Annotated in this window: 25 protein-coding genes and 1 pseudogene; 8 read left to right on the forward strand and 18 right to left on the reverse strand. The window is 71.6% G+C overall.

Annotated features, from left to right (window positions below):
* Nucleotides 1-20 precede the first annotated feature (20 nt).
* The gene (locus L3X23_RS19095; protein WP_237193486.1) at nt 21-209 is read right to left on the reverse strand and encodes a helix-turn-helix domain-containing protein; all 189 of its coding nucleotides are present in this window, start codon (nt 207-209) and stop codon (nt 21-23) included.
* 173 nt (nt 210-382) lie between these two features.
* Here L3X23_RS19095 and L3X23_RS19100 point away from each other — a divergent pair, with 173 nt between their 5' ends.
* Together L3X23_RS19100 and L3X23_RS19105 are read left to right on the forward strand one after the other, a co-directional pair.
* A complete protein-coding gene (locus tag L3X23_RS19100) occupies nt 383-1282 on the forward strand; it encodes a hypothetical protein (RefSeq protein ID WP_237193487.1) in 900 nt (299 codons plus the stop codon).
* Nucleotides 1283-1294: 12 nt separating this feature from the next.
* Nucleotides 1295-1456 carry a hypothetical protein gene (locus tag L3X23_RS19105; RefSeq protein ID WP_237193488.1) on the forward strand — a complete coding sequence of 54 codons (162 nt, stop codon included), beginning with the start codon at nt 1295-1297 and terminating at the stop codon, nt 1454-1456.
* A 268-nt stretch (nt 1457-1724) separates the two neighbouring features.
* Here L3X23_RS19105 and L3X23_RS19110 read toward each other — a convergent pair whose 3' ends face one another.
* Genes L3X23_RS19110 through L3X23_RS19160 form a run of 11 tightly spaced genes read right to left on the reverse strand, consistent with a single transcriptional unit; the run spans nt 1725 to nt 10399 of the window.
* A complete protein-coding gene (locus tag L3X23_RS19110; protein WP_237193489.1) occupies nt 1725-2501 on the reverse strand; it encodes an SDR family NAD(P)-dependent oxidoreductase in 777 nt (258 codons plus the stop codon).
* Complete coding sequence (locus L3X23_RS19115; RefSeq protein ID WP_237193490.1) at nt 2498-3028, reverse strand: aromatic-ring-hydroxylating dioxygenase subunit beta; 531 nt, start codon at nt 3026-3028, stop codon at nt 2498-2500. Before L3X23_RS19115 ends, L3X23_RS19110 begins: the two co-directional genes overlap by 4 nt.
* Entirely contained in the window at nt 3025-4308 is a 1284-nt protein-coding gene (locus tag L3X23_RS19120) for an SRPBCC family protein (protein WP_237193491.1), read from the reverse strand. Before L3X23_RS19120 ends, L3X23_RS19115 begins: the two co-directional genes overlap by 4 nt.
* On the reverse strand, nt 4305-5168 hold the full coding sequence (locus L3X23_RS19125; RefSeq protein WP_237193492.1) for an alpha/beta fold hydrolase: 864 nt from the start codon (nt 5166-5168) through the stop codon (nt 4305-4307). Before L3X23_RS19125 ends, L3X23_RS19120 begins: the two co-directional genes overlap by 4 nt.
* Nucleotides 5165-6238: an extradiol ring-cleavage dioxygenase gene (locus tag L3X23_RS19130; RefSeq protein WP_237193493.1), complete on the reverse strand. Its 1074-nt coding sequence runs from the start codon at nt 6236-6238 to the stop codon at nt 5165-5167. Before L3X23_RS19130 ends, L3X23_RS19125 begins: the two co-directional genes overlap by 4 nt.
* Complete coding sequence (locus tag L3X23_RS19135; protein WP_237193494.1) at nt 6211-7248, reverse strand: amidohydrolase family protein; 1038 nt, start codon at nt 7246-7248, stop codon at nt 6211-6213. Before L3X23_RS19135 ends, L3X23_RS19130 begins: the two co-directional genes overlap by 28 nt.
* Complete coding sequence (locus tag L3X23_RS19140; protein WP_237193495.1) at nt 7245-7487, reverse strand: hypothetical protein; 243 nt, start codon at nt 7485-7487, stop codon at nt 7245-7247. The genes L3X23_RS19135 and L3X23_RS19140 overlap by 4 nt, the downstream gene beginning before the upstream one ends.
* Nucleotides 7484-8854 (reverse strand): phenylacetate--CoA ligase family protein, encoded by a 1371-nt coding sequence (locus tag L3X23_RS19145; protein WP_237193496.1) that lies wholly within the window; start codon nt 8852-8854, stop codon nt 7484-7486. The genes L3X23_RS19140 and L3X23_RS19145 overlap by 4 nt, the downstream gene beginning before the upstream one ends.
* Before the next feature lie 14 nt (nt 8855-8868).
* Nucleotides 8869-9660, reverse strand: coding sequence for an enoyl-CoA hydratase/isomerase family protein (locus tag L3X23_RS19150; protein WP_237193497.1), 792 nt, complete (start codon nt 9658-9660; stop codon nt 8869-8871).
* Nucleotides 9660-10010, reverse strand: coding sequence for a MaoC/PaaZ C-terminal domain-containing protein (locus L3X23_RS19155; RefSeq protein ID WP_237193498.1), 351 nt, complete (start codon nt 10008-10010; stop codon nt 9660-9662). Before L3X23_RS19155 ends, L3X23_RS19150 begins: the two co-directional genes overlap by 1 nt.
* Nucleotides 10007-10399, reverse strand: a complete 393-nt coding sequence (locus tag L3X23_RS19160) for a MaoC family dehydratase N-terminal domain-containing protein (RefSeq protein WP_237193499.1) — start codon at nt 10397-10399, stop codon at nt 10007-10009. The genes L3X23_RS19155 and L3X23_RS19160 overlap by 4 nt, the downstream gene beginning before the upstream one ends.
* Nucleotides 10400-10566: 167 nt before the next feature.
* On the opposite strand from L3X23_RS19160, the gene L3X23_RS19165 reads away from it, so the two are divergent.
* Together L3X23_RS19165 and L3X23_RS19170 are read left to right on the forward strand one after the other, a co-directional pair.
* Nucleotides 10567-11289 (forward strand): Phenylacetic acid catabolic protein, encoded by a 723-nt coding sequence (locus L3X23_RS19165; protein ID WP_237193483.1) that lies wholly within the window; start codon nt 10567-10569, stop codon nt 11287-11289.
* On the forward strand, nt 11289-11576 hold the full coding sequence (locus tag L3X23_RS19170) for a hypothetical protein (RefSeq protein WP_237193375.1): 288 nt from the start codon (nt 11289-11291) through the stop codon (nt 11574-11576). Before L3X23_RS19165 ends, L3X23_RS19170 begins: the two co-directional genes overlap by 1 nt.
* Before the next feature lie 25 nt (nt 11577-11601).
* Here L3X23_RS19170 and L3X23_RS19175 read toward each other — a convergent pair whose 3' ends face one another.
* A complete protein-coding gene (locus L3X23_RS19175; protein WP_237193500.1) occupies nt 11602-11820 on the reverse strand; it encodes a DUF4872 domain-containing protein in 219 nt (72 codons plus the stop codon).
* Here L3X23_RS19175 and L3X23_RS36660 point away from each other — a divergent pair.
* The gene (locus L3X23_RS36660; RefSeq protein WP_374204872.1) at nt 11723-12082 is read left to right on the forward strand and encodes a hypothetical protein; all 360 of its coding nucleotides are present in this window, start codon (nt 11723-11725) and stop codon (nt 12080-12082) included. The genes L3X23_RS19175 and L3X23_RS36660 overlap by 98 nt on opposite strands.
* Here the strand turns inward: L3X23_RS36660 and L3X23_RS19180 are convergent.
* The 5 genes from L3X23_RS19180 to L3X23_RS19200 all read right to left on the reverse strand — a co-directional run bounded on the left by L3X23_RS19180 (nt 12024) and on the right by L3X23_RS19200 (nt 14749).
* Nucleotides 12024-12617, reverse strand: coding sequence for a TetR/AcrR family transcriptional regulator (locus tag L3X23_RS19180; RefSeq protein ID WP_237193379.1), 594 nt, complete (start codon nt 12615-12617; stop codon nt 12024-12026). The genes L3X23_RS36660 and L3X23_RS19180 overlap by 59 nt on opposite strands.
* 165 nt (nt 12618-12782) lie before the next feature.
* Entirely contained in the window at nt 12783-13301 is a 519-nt protein-coding gene (locus L3X23_RS19185; RefSeq protein WP_237193501.1) for a TetR/AcrR family transcriptional regulator, read from the reverse strand.
* 276 nt (nt 13302-13577) lie between these two features.
* Complete coding sequence (locus tag L3X23_RS19190) at nt 13578-13883, reverse strand: hypothetical protein (RefSeq protein ID WP_237193502.1); 306 nt, start codon at nt 13881-13883, stop codon at nt 13578-13580.
* Nucleotides 13884-13909: 26 nt separating this feature from the next.
* Entirely contained in the window at nt 13910-14380 is a 471-nt protein-coding gene (locus tag L3X23_RS19195) for a hypothetical protein (protein WP_237193503.1), read from the reverse strand.
* Between the two features lie 138 nt (nt 14381-14518).
* Nucleotides 14519-14749: a hypothetical protein gene (locus L3X23_RS19200; RefSeq protein WP_237193504.1), complete on the reverse strand. Its 231-nt coding sequence runs from the start codon at nt 14747-14749 to the stop codon at nt 14519-14521.
* 87 nt (nt 14750-14836) lie between these two features.
* Between L3X23_RS19200 and L3X23_RS19205 the strand changes: the two genes are divergently transcribed.
* From L3X23_RS19205 to L3X23_RS35480, 3 genes and pseudogenes are all read left to right on the forward strand, one after another.
* Nucleotides 14837-15433, forward strand: a complete 597-nt coding sequence (locus L3X23_RS19205) for a TetR family transcriptional regulator (protein WP_237193505.1) — start codon at nt 14837-14839, stop codon at nt 15431-15433.
* Nucleotides 15434-16130: 697 nt separating this feature from the next.
* Complete coding sequence (locus tag L3X23_RS19210) at nt 16131-16331, forward strand: helix-turn-helix domain-containing protein (RefSeq protein WP_237193506.1); 201 nt, start codon at nt 16131-16133, stop codon at nt 16329-16331.
* Between the two features lie 634 nt (nt 16332-16965).
* Nucleotides 16966-18038: pseudogene (locus L3X23_RS35480) on the forward strand (IS30 family transposase).
* Nucleotides 18039-18329: the final 291 nt, after the last annotated feature.

Raw genomic sequence — 18329 nt, forward strand, 5'->3', positions numbered from 1 at the left:
GTGCGCGATCACAGGGGGTGCTAACTGTCCGCGTCGCGGACAGCTCGCTCGCGCAGGCCGTCCGAGTCGATGTGCAGGACGCGGAGCCGCCGGTAGAGCATGGTCCGGCTGATCCCGAGCAGCTTCGCGGCATGGACCTTGTTCCCCGAGCAGGACCGCAGCGCGTCGACGATGGCGGCCCGCTCCGCCTCCCACAGCGCCCCGGCCACCGGTTCGCGGCGGGCCGTGCGGTAGCCGGGGGGGCAGGTCGGCCACCGTGATGTCGCCGGTGGGCCGCGCGGTGGCGGCGAACTCGACCACGCCGGCCAGCTCACGAAGGTTGCCCGGCCAGTCCAGGGCCGCGAGGGTGCGCTGGGCGACGGGGGTGAAGCGGGACCCCCGGGTGCCCAGCATCTCGGTGGCCAGGGCGGGGATGCGCTCCCGGCGCGCCCGCAGGCTCGGCAGCGTGATCCGCGCCGGGCATCGGGCGGCGAGGGAGGCCGCGATCTGCCCGCCCACACCGACGACGAGCACGAGCCGGGTGCCCGCGTCGGCGAGGCCCGTCAGCCTCGCGACGTCGGCCGCGGCGAGCCGCTCGGCGTCCTCGACGATCACCGCGGTGACCCGGCCGGCGTCGTCCGGGTCCGCCGCGGAACCCGCGCGCGAGCCGACCTCCCGAGCGAGCGGCCACCAGGCCGTCGGCTCTCCCGCGACCAGCGCGCGCGCCACGGTGCTGCGACCGGATCCGGCCTCGCCGCAGACCAGCACCGAGGCCCGGGTGTCCCGCACCTGGTCGAGCTCCGCCGCGAGCTCGGCGTTCCAGGCTCGCCGACCGGGGCTCGCCCGCCCCGCGCGCGGCACCGGCACCGGCCGGTCGGGCCTGCGGATCTCCGCGAGGAATCCGCCACCGTCGACCGCCCTGATCGTCACGGCGGCCGAGATCCCGCAGGCGAGGTCCACGGTCCGGCGGTGCTCGACGGCGCCGGGACGGGTGTGCCAGCCCAGCGCCTGCAGGGCCGCGTGGTCCTGCGGGCCGAGCAGCGTCGTGGCCGCGTCGTTGCCGACGACGAGGTCCGGGCCGAAGGCCACCAGCGCCTCCGTGCTGCGCACCGAGGCGGCCTGGAAGGCGGCGAGCAGCATCCGGTGCGCGCGCCCGGCCTGGTCCAGCAGCCTGGCCTCGATCTCGGCTGCGGAGCGCAGCAGGAAGGGGCGCAGCAGCGGGTTCGCGTCCTCGGCCAGCCCGGTGATGTCGAGGACGCCGACGACGCGGCGGGTCAGCGGGTGCCGGATCGGGGTGCCGTAGCAGGCGAACCGCTTGAACGACTCGAGGAAGTGCTCGGCGCCGTGGACGGCGATCCCCCGCCGCACCTCGAACGCCGTCGCGATGGCGTTGGTCCCGGTCGTCGCCTCGGTGAACACCGCGCCGGGCACCGCTCCCACCGCAGCCAGCGCGGGCCGCAGCGCAGGCACGCCGTAGCGGATGTCGATCAGCTGCGCCTCGCCGTCGGCGAGGACCACGGCGAACCGCGACCCCTCGAGCTCGGCGGCGACCTCGTCGAGCACCGGGCCCGCGGCGCGCCGCAGCGCGCTGCCCGGGTCGAGCTCCCCCGGGTCGCCGCCCCCCACCTCGGCCCCGGGGTCCAACCCGCTGGACATCGTCCGCCGCCACGAGAGCGCGATCTCGTCGCGGACCGTGTCCTGCCCCATGTCGGTCGTCCTCTCCGTCGGCCGCATCGGTCTTCCGGTCAACCCATGCTGCTGCCGCCGTTGACGCTGATCACCTGGCCGGTGACGAAGCGCGCGTCGGGCGAGGCGAGGTAGGCCACGGCAGCGGCGACCTCGTCGACCTCCGCGGGCCGGTTGAGCGGAATCAGCCGCACGGCGTCGGCGAGGACGGTCCCGAACCGCTCCGGCAGCGTCCCCGCGCCGATGCGTGCCGTGATCTCCGGGGTGACGGTGTAGGACGGCGCCACCACGTTGACCGTGATCCCGGCGCTCGCGAACTCGCGCGCCAGCCCGGTGGCCATGGCGTGGACCCCGCCCTTGGCGGCGTTGTACACGGCATGGTCGGTCAGCCCGTTGCGGACCGACTCGGCGCCGATGTTCACGATCCGGCCCCCGCCGCGCGCCACCAGGTGGGGCAGCACCGCGATCGTCGTCCGCAGCGTCGTCCAGAGGTTGTTGTCGACCGTCGCCCGCAGCGTCTCCTCGGTGTGCTCGAGGGTCGGCAGGATGACCCCGCCTCCGGCATTGTTGACGAGCAGGTCGATCCCACCGAGCGCGGCCTCGGCGGCCGCGACCAGGCGGGTGGCCTCGCCCTCCGCCGCGAGGTCGCCTGCGAACACCGCGACCTCGGAGCCGGTCCCGCGCAAGGCCGCGGCCCCGTCCTTGACCTCCGCGTCGGTGCGGCCCGCCACGAGCACCCGCGCGCCGTCCGCCGTGAGCCGGCGCGCGATCCCGAGGCCGATGCCGGTGGCCCCCCCGGTGACGACGGCGGTGGTGCCCGCCAGCGGGCCGGTCACAGGATGATCGCCACGTCGGCCACCTGACGCAGGGTGGTGTTCGCCATGCGGCAGTGCTTCATCACGATCCGCGGCTCGCCGTCCACCGTCCGGAGCCGGTAGGTGTAGCGGCCCACGTAGGCCAGCGACCGGTCACCGCGGAAGCGCCACACCGTGAACTCCGCCCGAACGGTGAGCTCCAGGCCGTCGGGCCCGTCCTCGACCGCACCGAGCCGGACGTTGTGGACCTGGTGGCTGGTGTTGGAGTGCGGGTACTCCCGGTGTGCCTTGCGGCTGTTGAGCCGCTCCACCCGCGAGCGGAGCCGGAACATGGTGTCGTCGATGAGCATCAGGTGCCGGGCGGGGTCCCCGTCCGGCGTGTCGTTGCAGGGGACGTAGTAGCGGGCGTCCTCCGTGAACAGCGTCAGCCAGCCGTCGAGGTCCCAGTCGTCGAGGAGCTCGGCCTCCCGGTACAGGAAGTCCTCCACCTCCGCGCGGGTGAGCTCGGCGACCGAGCTCCACGCCGGGCGCACGGTGTCGACGGTCATCGGCCCGCTCCGTCCGACGAGGTCATCTGGGTGTTCCAGCGCCGCCAGAACGAGCGCATCTGCTCCTCGTCGTCGGCGCGCGGCTCGCGGGCCATGCCCCGCGAGATGTCGCTCCACTCGACCCCGCCGCTGCGGAAGCCCTGCTGGCAGGACTCCAGCGCCTCGATGTCGTCCGGCGTGGCGAACCCGCCCGGGCCCAGGAAGGTCAGGAAGCTGTCCAGCCTGCGCTGGCGCAGCTGGGGCATCTCGTCGCGCGGCGCGAGCTCCCAGGCGGTGACCTCCATGCTGGAGGCCGAGCGCGGCATGAACGTGCGGACCGTGACCGCCATGATGTCGTTGATGATCAGGTTGGGGTAGATGAACAGGTTGCGGTTGGTCTCGGCCATCCGCATCGCCCGCTCCTCGCCGTAGGTCTCGACGAGCTCCGCGCGGATCCGGTCGATCTCCTCGCGCGCCGCGTCGCCGAACATCGGCTCCCACTTGGCCACCGGCCTGCCCCACGGGGCGTGGTAGTCGATCACGGCGTGCCCGTTGCCCAGCGACCGGCCGATGCCGTCGACGCCCGAGCGCAGGTCGGTGCCCAGCGCGACCAGGTACTTGAAGTACGTGTCGTGGGTCGGCGCCGCGTGGTAGCCGTCGATGCTGTTCTCGACCAGCAGCTTCCAGTTGGCGTCGATGGCGTACTGGTTCGTGCCCGAGATGATCTCGGCGTCGCCGAGCCCGTCCGCCGCCAGGTCCAGGTACTCCTTCGCCCCGGCCAGGTAGTCGTCGAGCTCGACGATGTCGGGGTCGAAGCTGGCGAAGACGAAGCCGCGGTACGAGGCGGTCCGCACGACCGGCCGCAGCCCGAGGGCGTCGAGGTCCAGCTCCTCCCCGTAGGCCTCCCGGCCGGGGACCCCGACCAGCCTGCCCTCAGTGTCGAAGGACCACGCGTGGTAGAAGCACTGGAAGACCTTGGCGTTTCCCGCGTCCTTGCGGCACACCACCGCGCCGCGGTGCGTGCAGGTGTTGTGGAAGACCCGGACCACGCCGGACTTCACCGACCGCACCATGAACACGGGGCGCCCGCCGACCGGCCGCCGCACGTAGTCGCCGGGGTTGCGGACCTCGGACTCGTGTCCGACGTAGAGCCAGCTGTGGGCGAAGACGCGCTTGAGCTCGAGAGCGTGGATCTCCGGAGAGGTCATCGTCGAGCGGTGGACCCGGAAGCGGTGGGCCTCCTCCTCGACCAGACCGCCTCCGGTGCCGAGCCCCGGTGGTGCGGAGTCGGTGACCGTCATCGCGCTGCTCCTTCGCTCTCGTGGTCGCCGCGGCTGAGGAAACCGCCGACGAGGCGGGCGAACTCGTCGGCCCGCTCGATCTGTGTCCAGTGCCCGCAGTGGCCGAAGACGTGCAGGTCGGCGTCGGGCAGCAGGCCCGCCATCGTCCAGCTGACGTCGACCGGGACCACCTTGTCGTGCAGGCCGTGCACCAGCAGGGTGGGCACCCGCACGGTGCGCACCTCGTCGGCGTCGAGTTGCAGGTCGTTGCCCGAGTGCCGGGGGTCGAAGAACATCGACCGGTAGACCTCGTGCGCGTCCCCGGCGACGCTCGCCTCGTAGCGGGCACGCACCAGGTCGTCGTCCACGATGGACGGGTCGTGGGCGAAGTACGTGGTGAGCAGGGTCCGCATGTTCTCCGGCGAGGGGTCGTAGTCGCGGACGGCGGACAGGCCCTCGGTCGGACGCATGCCGATTCCGGGCGAGCCCATCAGCACCATCCGCTCGACCCGGTCCGGGCGCCCGATCGCGATGTGCAACGAGACCAGCCCACCCATCGAGTTCCCGACGAACGCGGCCCGCGGCACGTCCACGGCGTCGAGGAACGCGGTCACGTGGTCCACCCAGGTGCGGACCCCGTAGACGATGTCGGCCGGGCCCCGGCTGGCCCCGTACCCGACCATCTCCGGTGCGAGCACCCGGTACCGCTCGGCGAGGGCGGGCATCGTGAGGCGCCAGTTGGCCCGGGCGCTCACCCCGGGGCCCGAGCCGTGCAGCAGCACGACCGTGCGGTCGCCGCGCCCGGCCTCGAGATAGCGGGTGTGGATGCCGCCGACGTCGACGGTGCGCTCGACGAGCTCGGTGTCGGTGGCCGCCGTCATCCGCCCGTCCCCTCAAAGATCGCGAAGCACTTGTTGGAGTTGAGCACCTCGGTCTCGACCAGGGTCGACCAGGTCGGGCGGTGGCCCAGCTCCGCCATCGCCCCGACGAGGCAGTACCACAGCAGCATCTCCTGCTGCCCGGACCGGACGATGTCGTCCGCGCTGGTCTTGAGCCACGCCTCGTAGTCCCCGGTCGACAGCGCCTCGTAGAGCGCGCGGTCGGAGGCGGTGTCCGGGGTCAGGTGCCAGTTGTCGTCCACCAGGAAGGCGTGCGACCAGCTCGACGAGGCGACGAGCGCGACCCGGTGCGGTCCGTCGCGCAGCGCGCGGGCGAGGGCCGCTCCGAGCGCCCAGCAGCGGGCGGGCGTCGGGCCGGGCGGGTCGAGCCGCTCGGTGGCGATGTCGGCGAACCGGGCGATGCCGCCCTTGCGCGCGATCACGTGCCGGCCGTAGCAGTTGACCGCCATCGGCAGGACCGGGTACGGGAACTCGGTGCCCGCGTGCTCGTAGTCGAGGTAGAGCTGCGTGTTGACCATCGCGTGCGGGAACGGCACCCCGTCCGGCTTGCGGTAGGAGTACGCCACGTCGAATCCCGCGTCGAGCAGGTGGCCCGCGACCTCGCGGCCGATCTCGGGAGCCCCCCGCACCAGCATGGGCATGTCCGGAGGCAGGCCCCACGGGTTCGGCACGCCGCGCGAGCCGGCCGGCTCGAGGGGGGTGACCTCCATGTCCTCGTAGGCCATCACGCAGAAGGACGGGACGACCTCCTCGCGGAAGGTCTCGTACTGGTCGTCGCCCCAGATCAGGACCACGTCGGGCTGGAACTCGTCGAGTGCGCGCCTGCAGCGGGCGAGACCGTCGACGAGCTCTGCCCGGTGGCGGGCCGCGGCGGCGGTCCCCCCGTCGTCGGACCAGTCGGCGCGCATCCGCTCCGGCCAGTTGGCCGGGTCCTTCGCCGTCGCCGGGATGTCCGGGTCGGACAACGTCAGGCGGAGGATGTCCGGCATGTGCTCGTCGGTGACCGCCAGTGGCGGATAGTGGGTCACGCCGAGGCCGAGGATCTCTCCCACCGGCCACCTCCCGTCTCGTCGGTCGCCGGCGCGCCGGCGATCAGGTCAAGTCCGTTGTCGCGCCCGATCGCCCGGCGCAGGTCGTCGTCCAGCCCGGCCAGGACCGCACCGGCGGGTGCCTCCCTGGCCGCGAACGGGTAGTCGGTCCCGAGCACCACGTGCCCGGCGCCGAAGCGGGTGACCGCCAGGCGCAGGCTGTGCTCGTCGTAGGCCAGCGAGTCCGACCACAGCTCCCGCGCGCGGACCGTCGCCGGCCGGGAGGGGTCGCCCGCCAGGACAGCGCCGCGGTCGAGGCGGGGCAGGATCGCCGGGAGCGTCCCGCCCGCGTGGGCCAGGCACAGCCGCACGCCCGGTGTGCGTTCGCGCCCGGTCACCAGTGCCGCGGCGGCGATCCCGGTCTCGGCGGGCATCCCCAGCCCGAACCCCAGGGCCAGCCCCGCCACACGGGGGTCGATGGTCTGGTCGACCGGGTGCACCAGGACGACGGCCCCGATCTCGGCCGCGACGGCGAAGAAGTCGTCGAAGGCCGGGTCGGCGAGCTCGCGCTCTCCGACCCGCGTCCCGATCTCGACGCCGGCGAACCCCAGCTCCCGGACACAGCGGACCAGCTCCTCCGCCGCGCGCGCCGGGTCCTGGAGCGGGACCGCGCCCAGCGGCCGGAGCCTGCCCCGGCCCGCGGCCGCGAGCCCGGCCAGGAACTCGTTCTGGGCGGTGGCGAGCACGGCCGCGCCGTCCGCGGACTCCCCGTGGCACAGCGTCACGGGGATCGGCGACACGAGCTGGACCGCGACCTGCTCGGCGTCCATGTCCGCGAGCCGGCGCTCGGCCGACCAGCACCGGTCGTCGACGACCCGGTAGGGCGCGCCGTCCAGCAGTATCCGGGCCTCCGTCGCCGAGGTCCGTTCGACGCTGGGCCACCGCCCCGCGTACCGGGACAGGTCGGGCAGGCCCGGCGCGATGGCGTGGGTGTGCACGTCCACCGTGCCGGGCGGGGTGGGGAGAGGGGTCACGGCGCGGGGGGCGGTTCGAGCTCGCCCGGGAACAGCTCGTCGGTGTGGCCGAGGTAGCCCAGCGCCAGGAAGAGGTAGGCGTCCGCGGTCTCCAGCGCCCGCGCCACCGCCGGGCTGACCGCACCGGCCTGCTCGGCCACCAGTCTCTCCCGCAGGGCGACGAGCCGCGTGCGCTGGGCGTCGACCTCGGCACCCAGCATGGACGGGCCGGTCTGCCTGGGCAGTTGGACGGTCGTCACGAGGTTCCTCCGAGGGTCGCGCTCGGCCGCTCGTCGGCCGAGCGGTGATCGAAGATGCGCTTGGTCTTCAGCTCGTAGCGGGGCAGCGAGCCGGACTCGACGACCTCGGTCTCGAGCCGCACGCCCAGGTGCGTCCGCAGGTGACGACCCAGGTCGTCGGCCAGTGCCTGGCCGTCCGCGCCGGGGGCCTCGGCCTCGACCTTCGCCAGCATGCGGTCCATACCGTCCACCCGTCGGATGTGGAGCTGGTAGTGGTTCGACAGACCGGCGACCTCCCCGATCAGGTTCTCGACGGCGGTCGGGTACACGTTGACGCCGCGGATCGTCACCATGAAGTCCGCCCGCCCGAGCACGGTGCCGGGCATGTGTTTCCAGGTCCAGCCGCAGCCGTGGTCGGGTGCGTCGTCGATGCGGACCAGGTCGTGGGTGCGGTACTTGATGAAGGGCTGCGCGAAGTGGGTGTAGCTGGTCAAAACGTGCTCCCCCACGGCGTCCGACGAGCCCACCGGCTCACCGGACGCCGGGTCCACGGCGTAGGAGTGGCAGACGTCCTCGATGACGTGCACGCCACCCGCCCACTCCTTGCAGGACTGACCGATGAACAGCGCCTCGCCGACCCCGTACGCGTCGTAGATCTGCTCGGCGCCCCACGCCTCCATGAGCTGCCTGCGCGTCGCCGGGATGGAGAACCCGGCTTCGCCGCCGCCGGCGAGCATCCGCACGCCCGCGTCCCGGACGTCGATGCCCTCGCGCTCGGCGATCTCGGCGAGGTGCAGCAGGTAGGTCGGGGTGCCGCAGACGATGGTCGGCCGGCGTTCCATGATCTGGCGGACCCGCTCGACGCCCGACACGCCGCCGCCCGAGACGATGGTCAGGCCGAGGTTGCGGGCGCCCCAGTAGAAGCTCCACAGCCCGATCCACATGCCGAAGTCGAAGCAGAAGTACATCGAGTCGGACGGGCGGATGCCGTGGTCCCACATTCCGTAGCAGTACTGCGAGCCCGCCTTGTGCAGCTCGTAGTGCGTGAACGCCTCGTTGAGGAACCGGCCGGTCGTGCCGGTGGTGTGGAAGTACTGCTGCCACCTCTCGGGCCCGAGGGCGACGCCGCCGAAACCGTGCGCCTCCTGGTCCGCGACGTAGTCCGGCTTGTCGGTGAAGGGGAGGCGGTGGTGGTAGTCGTCCCAGGTGCGGATGTCGGCGGGCTTGACCCCCGCCTCGTCGTAGATCCTGCGGTGCAGGGGGGAGTGGTCGTAGGCCCAGCCGACGAGGTGTCGGATCCGCTCCAGGTGCAGGCGGTCGAGGACCTCGCGCGAAGCGGTCTGGGTCGGAGCGTTCCAGAGGCTGTGTCGGTCGATCGTGGTGGTCATCGCGTCGGTTCCCCCTACCTGCCCCGCCACTGGGGCGGCCGCTTCTCCAAGAACGCTGTCGCGCCTTCGCGGTGGTCCTCGGTCGTCTTGAGCACGCTCTGGCCGAGCCGTTCGAGCCGCCTGCCGGTCTCGGCGTCGACGTCCGTGCAGGTGTTGAGCACGAGCTTCGCCATGCCGAGCGCCAGCGGTGCCATCCCGGCCAGCTTCTCGGCCATCGCGACGGCGGCGTCGAGCGCACCTCCGTCCGGAGCGACCTCGGTGACCAGACCCAGCTCGGCCGCCCGGGGAGCGCGAAGCGTCCCTCCGAGCATCACCAGCTCCTTGGCACGGCCGAGGCCGACGTGGCGGACCAGTCGGGAGCACCCGCCGGAGCCCGGGATGAGACCGACCCTGGCCTCGGGCATGACCAGCCGCGCGCTCTCCCCCGCCACCCGGAAGTCGCAGGACAGCGCGAGCTCGAAGCCGCCGCCCGCGGCCACGCCCTCGATCGCCGCGACGACCGGCACCTCCATGGCCTCGACGGTGTCGAACACGTCGTGGATACCGCGGGCCAGCGCGCGGAACCCGCGGGTGCCCATGGCGGTCAGGTCGCCCATCTCACTGACGTCCTCGCCCGCCGAGAAACCGCGGCCGGCACCGGTCAGCACCAGGACCCGGACCGCCGGGTCGGCCGCCGAGTCCTCGACGGCCTCCCGCATCTCCGCCCGCATCTGCGAGTTCCAGGCGTTGAGCCGGTCGGGCCGGTTGAGCGTGAGGACGCGGATCCCGCCCGCGCGCTCGTCGATGGCGACGAACTCGTAGCCCATCAGGATCCCGCCCCTGCGATCTCGAGCGCGACGCTGGCGGCGACCGTGCCGTCGGCCTTGCGGATCTCGACCCCGGCCTCGGTCGGCACGACCGTGAGCTCGTCGCCCGGGAACACCGGCGCGGACAGCCGGGCGGTCGCGGAGCGGAGCCGGTCGGCCCCCACCTGCGCCACGACGGCGTCGAGCGCGAGCGCGACGGTCAGCGGCCCGTGCGCGATCACGGAGGGTAGTCCGGACGCCTGCGCGAACTCCTCGTCCACGTGCACCGGGTTGTAGTCGTTCACCGCTCCCGCGTACCGGGCGATCTGCACTCGGCTCACCGGTGGGCAGCTGGCCTGCACGAGGCTCACGACCGCACCCCCCGCTCCACGAAGGTGATGGACTGGCGCTGCACCAGCGCTCCGTCGGCGGCGGTGTACTCCGCGCCGACGACGCCGAACTGGTTGGCACCCTTGCTGTACACGTCCTCCACGACGACGCGGACGTGGACCGTCTCGCCAGGGGTGAACGGGCGCGCCCACTCGTAGCCGAGGCCGCCGAGCAGGGCGCGGGAGAGATCCAGGCCGAGGCCGTCGACGACGGTCGACTCTCCACCCACGGTCGCCGCGAAGGACGGCACGAGCGTCTCGGTGCCGCGGCCCGAGGCTCCGCCGAGCGCGGCGGTGAGCCTGCCGAGGACCTCCGGGGTCAACGTGAGGTCGACTTCCACCAGGGTCCGCCCCTTGGCACTCTCGTCCACGAGATCCTCCGCCCGGCCTCGACGCCGCTCGTCCTGCCGTCGGAGCGAAGGATGCGCGAGTGAGGGCGATCACGTCAAGGGCATCGCCAATATTTCGGCCGACCAGTCGGTTGACCCAATATCTCGCGGCTCCTAGTGTCACCACCAGCCGAGGAGAGGAGCCGCAGATGACGGTCGTCGAGGCGCAGCGGCGGGTGTACCGCGAGGGTGACCCGGACATGCCCGAGGAGTTCCACACGCTGCTGGTGCGGATGTTGACCCACCACCTGGAGAACTCCACCAACCCGCACTACACGGCGCTGCTGAACAAGCTCTGGGACCGGTGCATGACGCTGTGTCCCACCGAACGGCTCAAGACCACCTTCGCCAAGCTGATGGCCCAGGAGGTCGAGCACGGGGTGATCACCGCCCGGATCCTCGACGGGCTCGGGGTCGGACCCGTCGACGCCCCGATCAAGCAGTACCTGTTCCACCTGCCCATCGACACCTTCTGCGACCTGGCCTACTTCAACGGCCTCGGGGACCGTGTCGGCTGCTACATCGGCGAGACCTGGGAGGGCGTGCCCTACGAGCCGCTGCTCTCGGTCGCCGAGCGCCTGCACAAGGACGAGGTCTTCCACGCCACCTTCGGCCTGAGCAACCTCAAACGGATCTGCGCCACCCCCGAAGGCCTCGCCGAGGCCAACGAGAAGATCCACATCTGGTGGCCCGCCGCCCTGGACATGTTCGGCCGCTCGGACTCCGACTTCTCCGACGCCTACGTCCGCTGGGGCCTGCGCACCAAGAACAACGAGGACCTGCGCCGCGAGTACATCGCCGACACCCGACCCATGCTCGAGGCCCTCGGCATCACCGTCCCCGCCGACACCGCCAACCGACGGTACCTCTGATGGGCGCGGTGAGCGCCGGCGCTCCCGGACGCACCTCCTGGCGGGTCACGATGACCCGCCCGGACGCGCGGGTGAGCCTGTTCGAGGTGGCGCTGTCGGACTACCGCGAGTTCTTCTTCGTCGCCGTCGGCGACCGCTCGGTGTCGGTCACGATGTACGACACGAGTGACGAGACCCATCCCGAGCCCCAGGTGTTCACCTTCGCCAAGCCCTACGGGTGGGACATGGACCTCGAGGCGGAGGAGGCGCTGCTACAGGTCTGGCAGGCCATCGGCGTCCAGCGCTGACCCGTAGACCCCCGGGAGCCCCGGGTCAGGGAGCGAGCGCGTCCGCGACCGCGCCCAGGGACGCGGCCGCCCGGGCCTCCAGGTCCGGCAGCGCCTGCGCGTGCCTGCGGACCTCGCCGAGCCGCGCGGCCACGGGTCCCTTCGCCTTGGCGTGGTCCGCCAGGTCGGTCCACGCACGCGCGAGCAGGGCCCACGCGTCCCTCGCCTCGGCCACTGCCGGCTCGGGCAGCAGTTCGGCGGGCAACGGGCCCGACCTGGGCGACTCGCTGCGGGCCGGCGCAGCCTCGCTGGTCGACGTCGCCACACGGGTGCTGGTCGCGCACGTGGTCGGACGCCGCCCCGAGGTCGACGCAGCGCCCCTGCAGATCGCCGCGGAAGCCTTCGCCCGCCTCGTCGTGAGCCACGTCATGGCACCCGACCGCGACATCGACGCCGCCGCGGACGCGATCAGTGCGGTGCTGAGCCCGTATCTGCGCACCCTGCTCGCATCAGCGGAGCCGGAGTGACGACGCGAGCAGGGCCCACGATCAGCCGCACCATGGTGCGGGCCGTCTCGACCGGGTCGTCCCGGCCGGGCACGAACCACTTGTACAACCAACTCGTCATGCCCAGCACGGCATGCGCGGCGTAACGGGTGTCCACCGCCGGAAGTACGTCCGCGTCGACCGCCGCGCCGACGACAGCGCCGATCCGGCCGACATAGGTCCGCTCCTTCGCCCGGATCTCACTGTCGAACGGCCCGTCCAGGCGCGGACGCTGGTCGAAGAAGACCGCGAACAGGCTGGGATCCTCGGCGATCAGCCGCACCTGGTGCTCGACCAGGGCCACGAGGCGTTCCCGCGGGTCCACGATCCCACCCAACTCGTCCAACCGCGCGAGCGCGAGAGTGATCGCCCGGTCGAAGACGAGGTACAGCAGATGAGACTTGCTCCGCACATAATGGTAGAGGCTCGCCTTGCGCAAGCCCATCGCAGCAGCCACATCGTCGAGCGAGCCGGCGTCGTAGCCCTTCTCATGGAACACCACCGCCGCCGTCTCCACGATCTCCCCCAACCGGCGGACGTGATCGGGAGACGGCTCGGTCAGGCGCGGCCGCCCGGGTCGGCGCCGCACACTGGGATCACCACCACCAGAGTTCGGCGTGGACATCCACCACCCCCTCCGCGAGAATTATACTCCGCCAGGGCGCCCGACCCGCGCGGCCGCTCAACCCACCCAGCCCTCCTCCACCAAGGACCCGACGCCCGCCGCACCGAGAACCCCGGCCGCGGACAGCTCCAGCAACTCGACCAGGCGGGCCCGCGGAACCCCCTCACCGACGTGCGCGGTGCCGTTGAGCATCGACAGCAGCAGCTTCACCATGGCCAGGACCTCGGCGTCGGGCAGGTCTGCGCAGGCCCCGAGCACCCCGCACCAGATCGCCTCGTACTGCCGCTGGCGCGCACGCAGCCCGCAGTACTCCTGCGCGGGCAGCTCCCGCTGCTCACGTAGGTAGACGGCGAGGACACGGCGTTCTCGGACCGCGAAGTCTACGTGCAGCGCGACGAGGGCGGCGAGGGCACGGTGTGGCAACGGGGTGGCGCCCACGATCCGCTCGGCGCCGCCGATCAGGTGGTCCATCGCCTCCTCGCAGAGCGTCATCAGGAGGTCGGCCTTGCTCGCGAAATGGCGGTACACCCCCGGGCCAGAGATTCCGGCCGCCTGCCCGATCGCGTCTGTACTCACCGAATGGTACCCGCGGGCAGCGAAGAGGTCGGCGGCCACCCGGAGCAGCTGCTGCTTCCGACTCGACCGGTGACCGTTACCGCCCGTCATCGGCTCCTCCCTCCACCGTGCCCTGCCACCCGGTGCCCCCTCGGCGGGCGAGACTCGGCCCGCGACCACGTCACCCTAACCCGGACCTGCTGCAGCCACGGACCTCGGTTGCGATCTCCAAAGGTCCGGCTCGAACTCGCCCGAGGATGGACTGCACCGCCTGCGCGGACGCTCCTACGGGTTCGATCAAGCTGGCTCGGGAGTCATGATGTCGATGGACCTGGCGGGTGCGGCGGCTTGAGCTGCGGCGGGTATCGCCAGAGCATCGAGCACAACCGCCCCGCTCCTGGCGTCCGGGTTGCCGATGAGCTTCGCGAACGCCGCACGGCCCGCGTGGACGTCTCGCGCGGCCCGGCGACGACCGTCGCGGTCGTGCGCGTCGACCGCGCCCTCGTGGCGGTGGAGGCGGTCGGCGATGAAGGCGGCGACATGGGCCAGGTGGAACAGGTCGTGGCCCGGGATGGCGAGCAGCGGGTAGTCCGGTCCGGTCATGGTGCCTGCCTTCGGTCACGGTGCGGCTATCGTGCGTCGGGCTGGGTGGTCCTCGGTCTCGTTCGTGGTGACGTGGCGCGCTTCGGAGCGGGGTCGGTCGGCGGGCCGACTGCCTCGGTGGCGGCCCGGACGGGCTCGGTGGTTCTCGCCGTCGTGCGCTTCGGCTTGCACACCAGCCTGGCCATGGTCCGCGCGTCGCGAAAGGTCTCCACGCAGCTGACGAGTGCGTGCTGGTCGCGGACCTCGTAGATGAGGCGACCCGGCTGTACGCGCAGGAAGGGCTGGCCGCCGCGGTCGTTCACCGCGTTGACCTGGCTGATCGGCTTCCCCGACGCGTGGGTGATCACGGCGGGGTCGGGCATGCCCTCGATGGGATTGACCGCGTCTCGAGCCGAGAACATCGGGAGCGACTTGATGAGCTTCGCGGCCTCGGTCCAGGGCTCGGCCAGGTGCTCCGCGGTGCGCAGCTCGTGCAGGTACAGCAGCGACTTGCCCAACGGACGACGATGGCGGCGTCGTCGGTGTGCGGGTGGCTGGAGTCGATCTTGGACGTCCTGGACCCCGGACATCCGCAGCACGGCGATGACGGCCTGTGTGGGCCGCGTGCTCAACGCGGGCCATCGCAACTCGTCGGGTCAACTGGCGTACTTCCGCCGTCGCTCCAGAACCGTGATCAGGACAACGGCCACGAAGGCAGTCGTCAGCGGCCCGACCCAGCCCAAGGTGCCGTCGACTCCGTCGAACAGCCAGCGCCATACGGATCCGGCTGACCCCACTACCCAGAACTGGATCAGCGGGATCACGCCGGCCGTGATCCCGACGAACCCCATGAGCCCTTGCCACGTGTTGATCGTCTTACTGGTCACCCGAGGCCCCCCTCCATTTGAGTGCGAACGCATTGAAACTGACCGCCTGCCATGTTGTCAATGCGAACGCATTGCTATGCTGGCGGGGTGTCACGCTCCGTCGATCACGAGGCCCGACGGGCCGACCTCGCCGCCGCCGTCTGGGCACTGGTGGCCTGCGGAGGGGTGGAGTCCGTGTCGCTCCGTTCGGTCGCGGCGGAGGCCGGGGTCTCGATGGGGCGTGTGCAGTACTACTTCGCGACGAAGGAGGACCTGCTCCTGCACGGCCTCGAACAGGCGCACCTGTGCATGGAGGCGCGTATCGAGAAGCGAGTCGCGGCGACCGGCGGAGACGCCCGCGAGATCCTGGCGACCATCCTCGACGAGCTGCTCGGAGAGCATCCCCGGACCCGCGACGCGATCCGGGTCCACGCGGCCTTCGCCGCTCGCGCCGTCGACGCGCGTACGGCCGCCGTTCTGACCGACGGTGACGAGGAGATCCTGGCGCTCGCCGTCGCCGTCGTCGCGCAGGCCCGAGAGGCCGGTCGGGTCGGCGCGGATGTCGATCCCGAACTGGACGGGTACACGATCTGGACACTGGCGCGCGGCCTCGGCACCGACGTCGCCCTCTACGGCGCGCCGATCGACCGTGCGCGCGCGACCCTCGCCCGCGCCCTCGCTCGCGTCGCGCCGCCGACCGGATGACCAGGAGCGATCATGCTCACCGTCCGGCTTGCCTTGAAGGAACTCCTCACCCTCGCCGATCTCGTGACGGGCGGGGCCCGGATACGGCTCCCGAGGAGCGGCCACCTCGCCACGGCTCGACCTATCTGCTCGTCCAGGTCGCCGCGTCGGCTGTCCTTCTCGCGATCGGGTTGCTCATCCGCGAGTTGCTCGGCGGCAGCGGGGCCACTGTAGGTGCAGCCGTGTGGGCGGGTCCGGGCGTACTTCTGGTCGTTCCCTTGGCCGCGCACTTCCTGGGTCGACCGCGTCGTCCGCTCGTCGGGCCGGCGACGGTGATCTCAGCTGTGGGCGGGATCCTCGCCATCGCACTCGTTGTCGTTCCTGTGTGGGACACATGGGCTCTCTACCGGATCGCGGTCGGCGCAGCGATGTGCGCGGCATGTCTACTCGGCTGGGTGTCACCACGTGAAGCCTGCTCGGAGGATTCAGACGCCCGCTAACTTTCTCACCCTGAGGTGTCTCCTCGCGGCGCGGGTTCACCCCTGCCAAGTCGAGGGCCGGGGCATCGCCGAGCTCGGCCACCCACCGGACGAGCCGGTGATCGTCGTCAACGAGTGGCATCTGGTCGGTATCGGCCACCACACCACCGCAGGCCGAGAACTCGCCATCGCCCGCGCCGAACACGCATCCGCGACGACCGCAGGACCAGGAGGACACCATGAGCGGCCGCGAGAGCACGATCATCGACACCGCCCGGCTGACCTACACCGTCGAGCAGGTCGCGACCCTGCTCGACCTCTCGCGCGGGATCGCCTACCAGCACGTCCGCGACGGCGTGATCCCGGCGCAGCGGGTGGGACGGCGCTGGCTCATCTCGCGCCGTCGCTTCCACGCCTGGCTCGACGGGCAGGCCGCCTGATGGCCGGGATACGCAAGACCCCGGCCGGGAGCTGGCGGGCCTACTGGCGCGAGCCGTCGGGCAAGCAGGTGAGCAAGACGTTCGCGACCAAGCGCGAGGCGACGGCGTTCCTCGGGTCGGTGAGCACGTCGTCCAGCACCGGGACCTACGTGTCGCCGCACGCGGGCCGGATGCTGTCGGTGAGCACGCGCGGGCCTGGATGGCGTCGTGGAACACGGAGGCGACCACCCACGTACGGGATGCGTCGATCATGCGCAGTCACGTGTTGCCGCGGTGGGAGTCGTGGCAGCTCGCGAAGATCGACCACCTGTCCGTTCAGAGCTGGGTCGTCGTCGTCTGTCCCCCGCCACGGTCGCGGAGTGCCGCCGCCTCACCTCCGCGGTGCTGCGCTCGGCCGTGTCGCCGGATCCTGAAATCTGACCCCCTGGAGTATGGCGGGTTCTAAGGCTCGTCGCAACACCCCTCCAGCAAGATCATCGGGGTGGACATGGCACGGCGAGGGCGGAAGCGACAGCTCGAAGTAGAGGCCGAGTACTGGCGACTGGTGACCTCCGGGGTCGGCACCGTGGCCGCCTGCGCTGCGGTCGGGATCACGCGCAAGACCGGCTACCGCTGGCGCGCCGAGTCAGGTGGTCTGCCGCCGGACCGTATCGGTGAGGTCGGGCGTTCCGGGCGCTTCCTGTCCCGTCTCGAACGCCAGCGGATCGCGACTCTGCGCCGCGAGGGCTTCAGCATCCGGGAGATCGCCAAGATCCTCGGCCGCCACCCGTCGACCATCAGTCGGGAGTTGCGCCGCAACACATCCGCCCACGACGGTGGTCGCTACGACGGCGACCTCGCCCACGCCCGGGCCCGCCAACGAGCCCGCCGTCCACGCCGGAACCGGCTCAGCCGCGACGAGGCACTGCGCCGGGTTGTTCAGGCCCTGCTCGAGGACGAGTGGAGCCCCGAGCAGATCGCCGCGCACCTGCGTCGAGTCCACCCCGATCGGCCGTCCTGGCACCTGTGTCACGAGACGATCTACCAGGCGCTCTACCACGGCGGGAAGGGCGGACTGAGCCGCACGCTGACCCGCAGACTTCGCACCGGTCGACCGCTGCGCAAACGCCGCCGGCGCCCCGATGTGAGGGAGACGCGCTACATCAGCCCGGGCAAGCTGATCGACGCCCGCCCCGCGATCGTGCTCGAACGCGCACGCGTCGGCGACTGGGAAGGCGACCTGATCCTCGGGACACGCAGCCATTCGGCCATCGGCACGCTCGTCGACCGTCGAAGCGGCTACGTCCGCCTCGTCCACCTACCCGGCGGGCACAACTCCGAGCAGTGTCGGCTGGCGATCAGCCGCTCGATCCACGACCTCCCCGGGCGAGCTCTACTGTCTCGTCCCGGGTTTGATGGAGCCTCTACCAAACCCGGGACTTGACACTACTGACGCTGACCTGGGACCAGGGCTCGGAGATGGCTCAACACGCCCACCTCGAGCCGCTGTTCGCCGAGGGCGTCTACTTCGCCCACCCAGGCAGCCCCTGGATGCGCCCGACGAACGAGAACACCAACGGACTGCTGCGTCAGTACTTCCCGAAGAAGAACGACCTCCGCCAGTTCAGCGCCGCCGATCTCGTCCTCGTCCAGGACCGTCTCAACCGCCGCCCGCGCAAGCGCCACGGCTGGGACACCCCCGCGGAGGTCTTCTCCCGAGAGCTCTGAGAACCTGCTCGCTGACCTCGGGTGTTGCGACGATCATGCGAATCCACCTTAGAACCCGCCGTCCCCAGAAGGGTCAATTTTCAAGATCCGTTGACACCACTCCCCTTCCCCTGCCGGAACGCGCACCCCGACGGGCGACCGGCCGACGTCGCGACCATCGTCGACGCCGTGATCAGGGCGCGGCCCCACAAGAGCTGGGGCCCCGAGGAGCGGCGTGCGGCTCGGAACCACGCTCGGGAGAGCGTCGAGAGGTCGCGTCGACTCCTCGACCGCATTGCAGCTGCACAGGAG

The organism is Pseudonocardia sp. WMMC193 (assembly GCF_021728735.1).
In the GTDB taxonomy this organism is placed as follows: domain Bacteria; phylum Actinomycetota; class Actinomycetes; order Mycobacteriales; family Pseudonocardiaceae; genus Pseudonocardia; species Pseudonocardia oroxyli.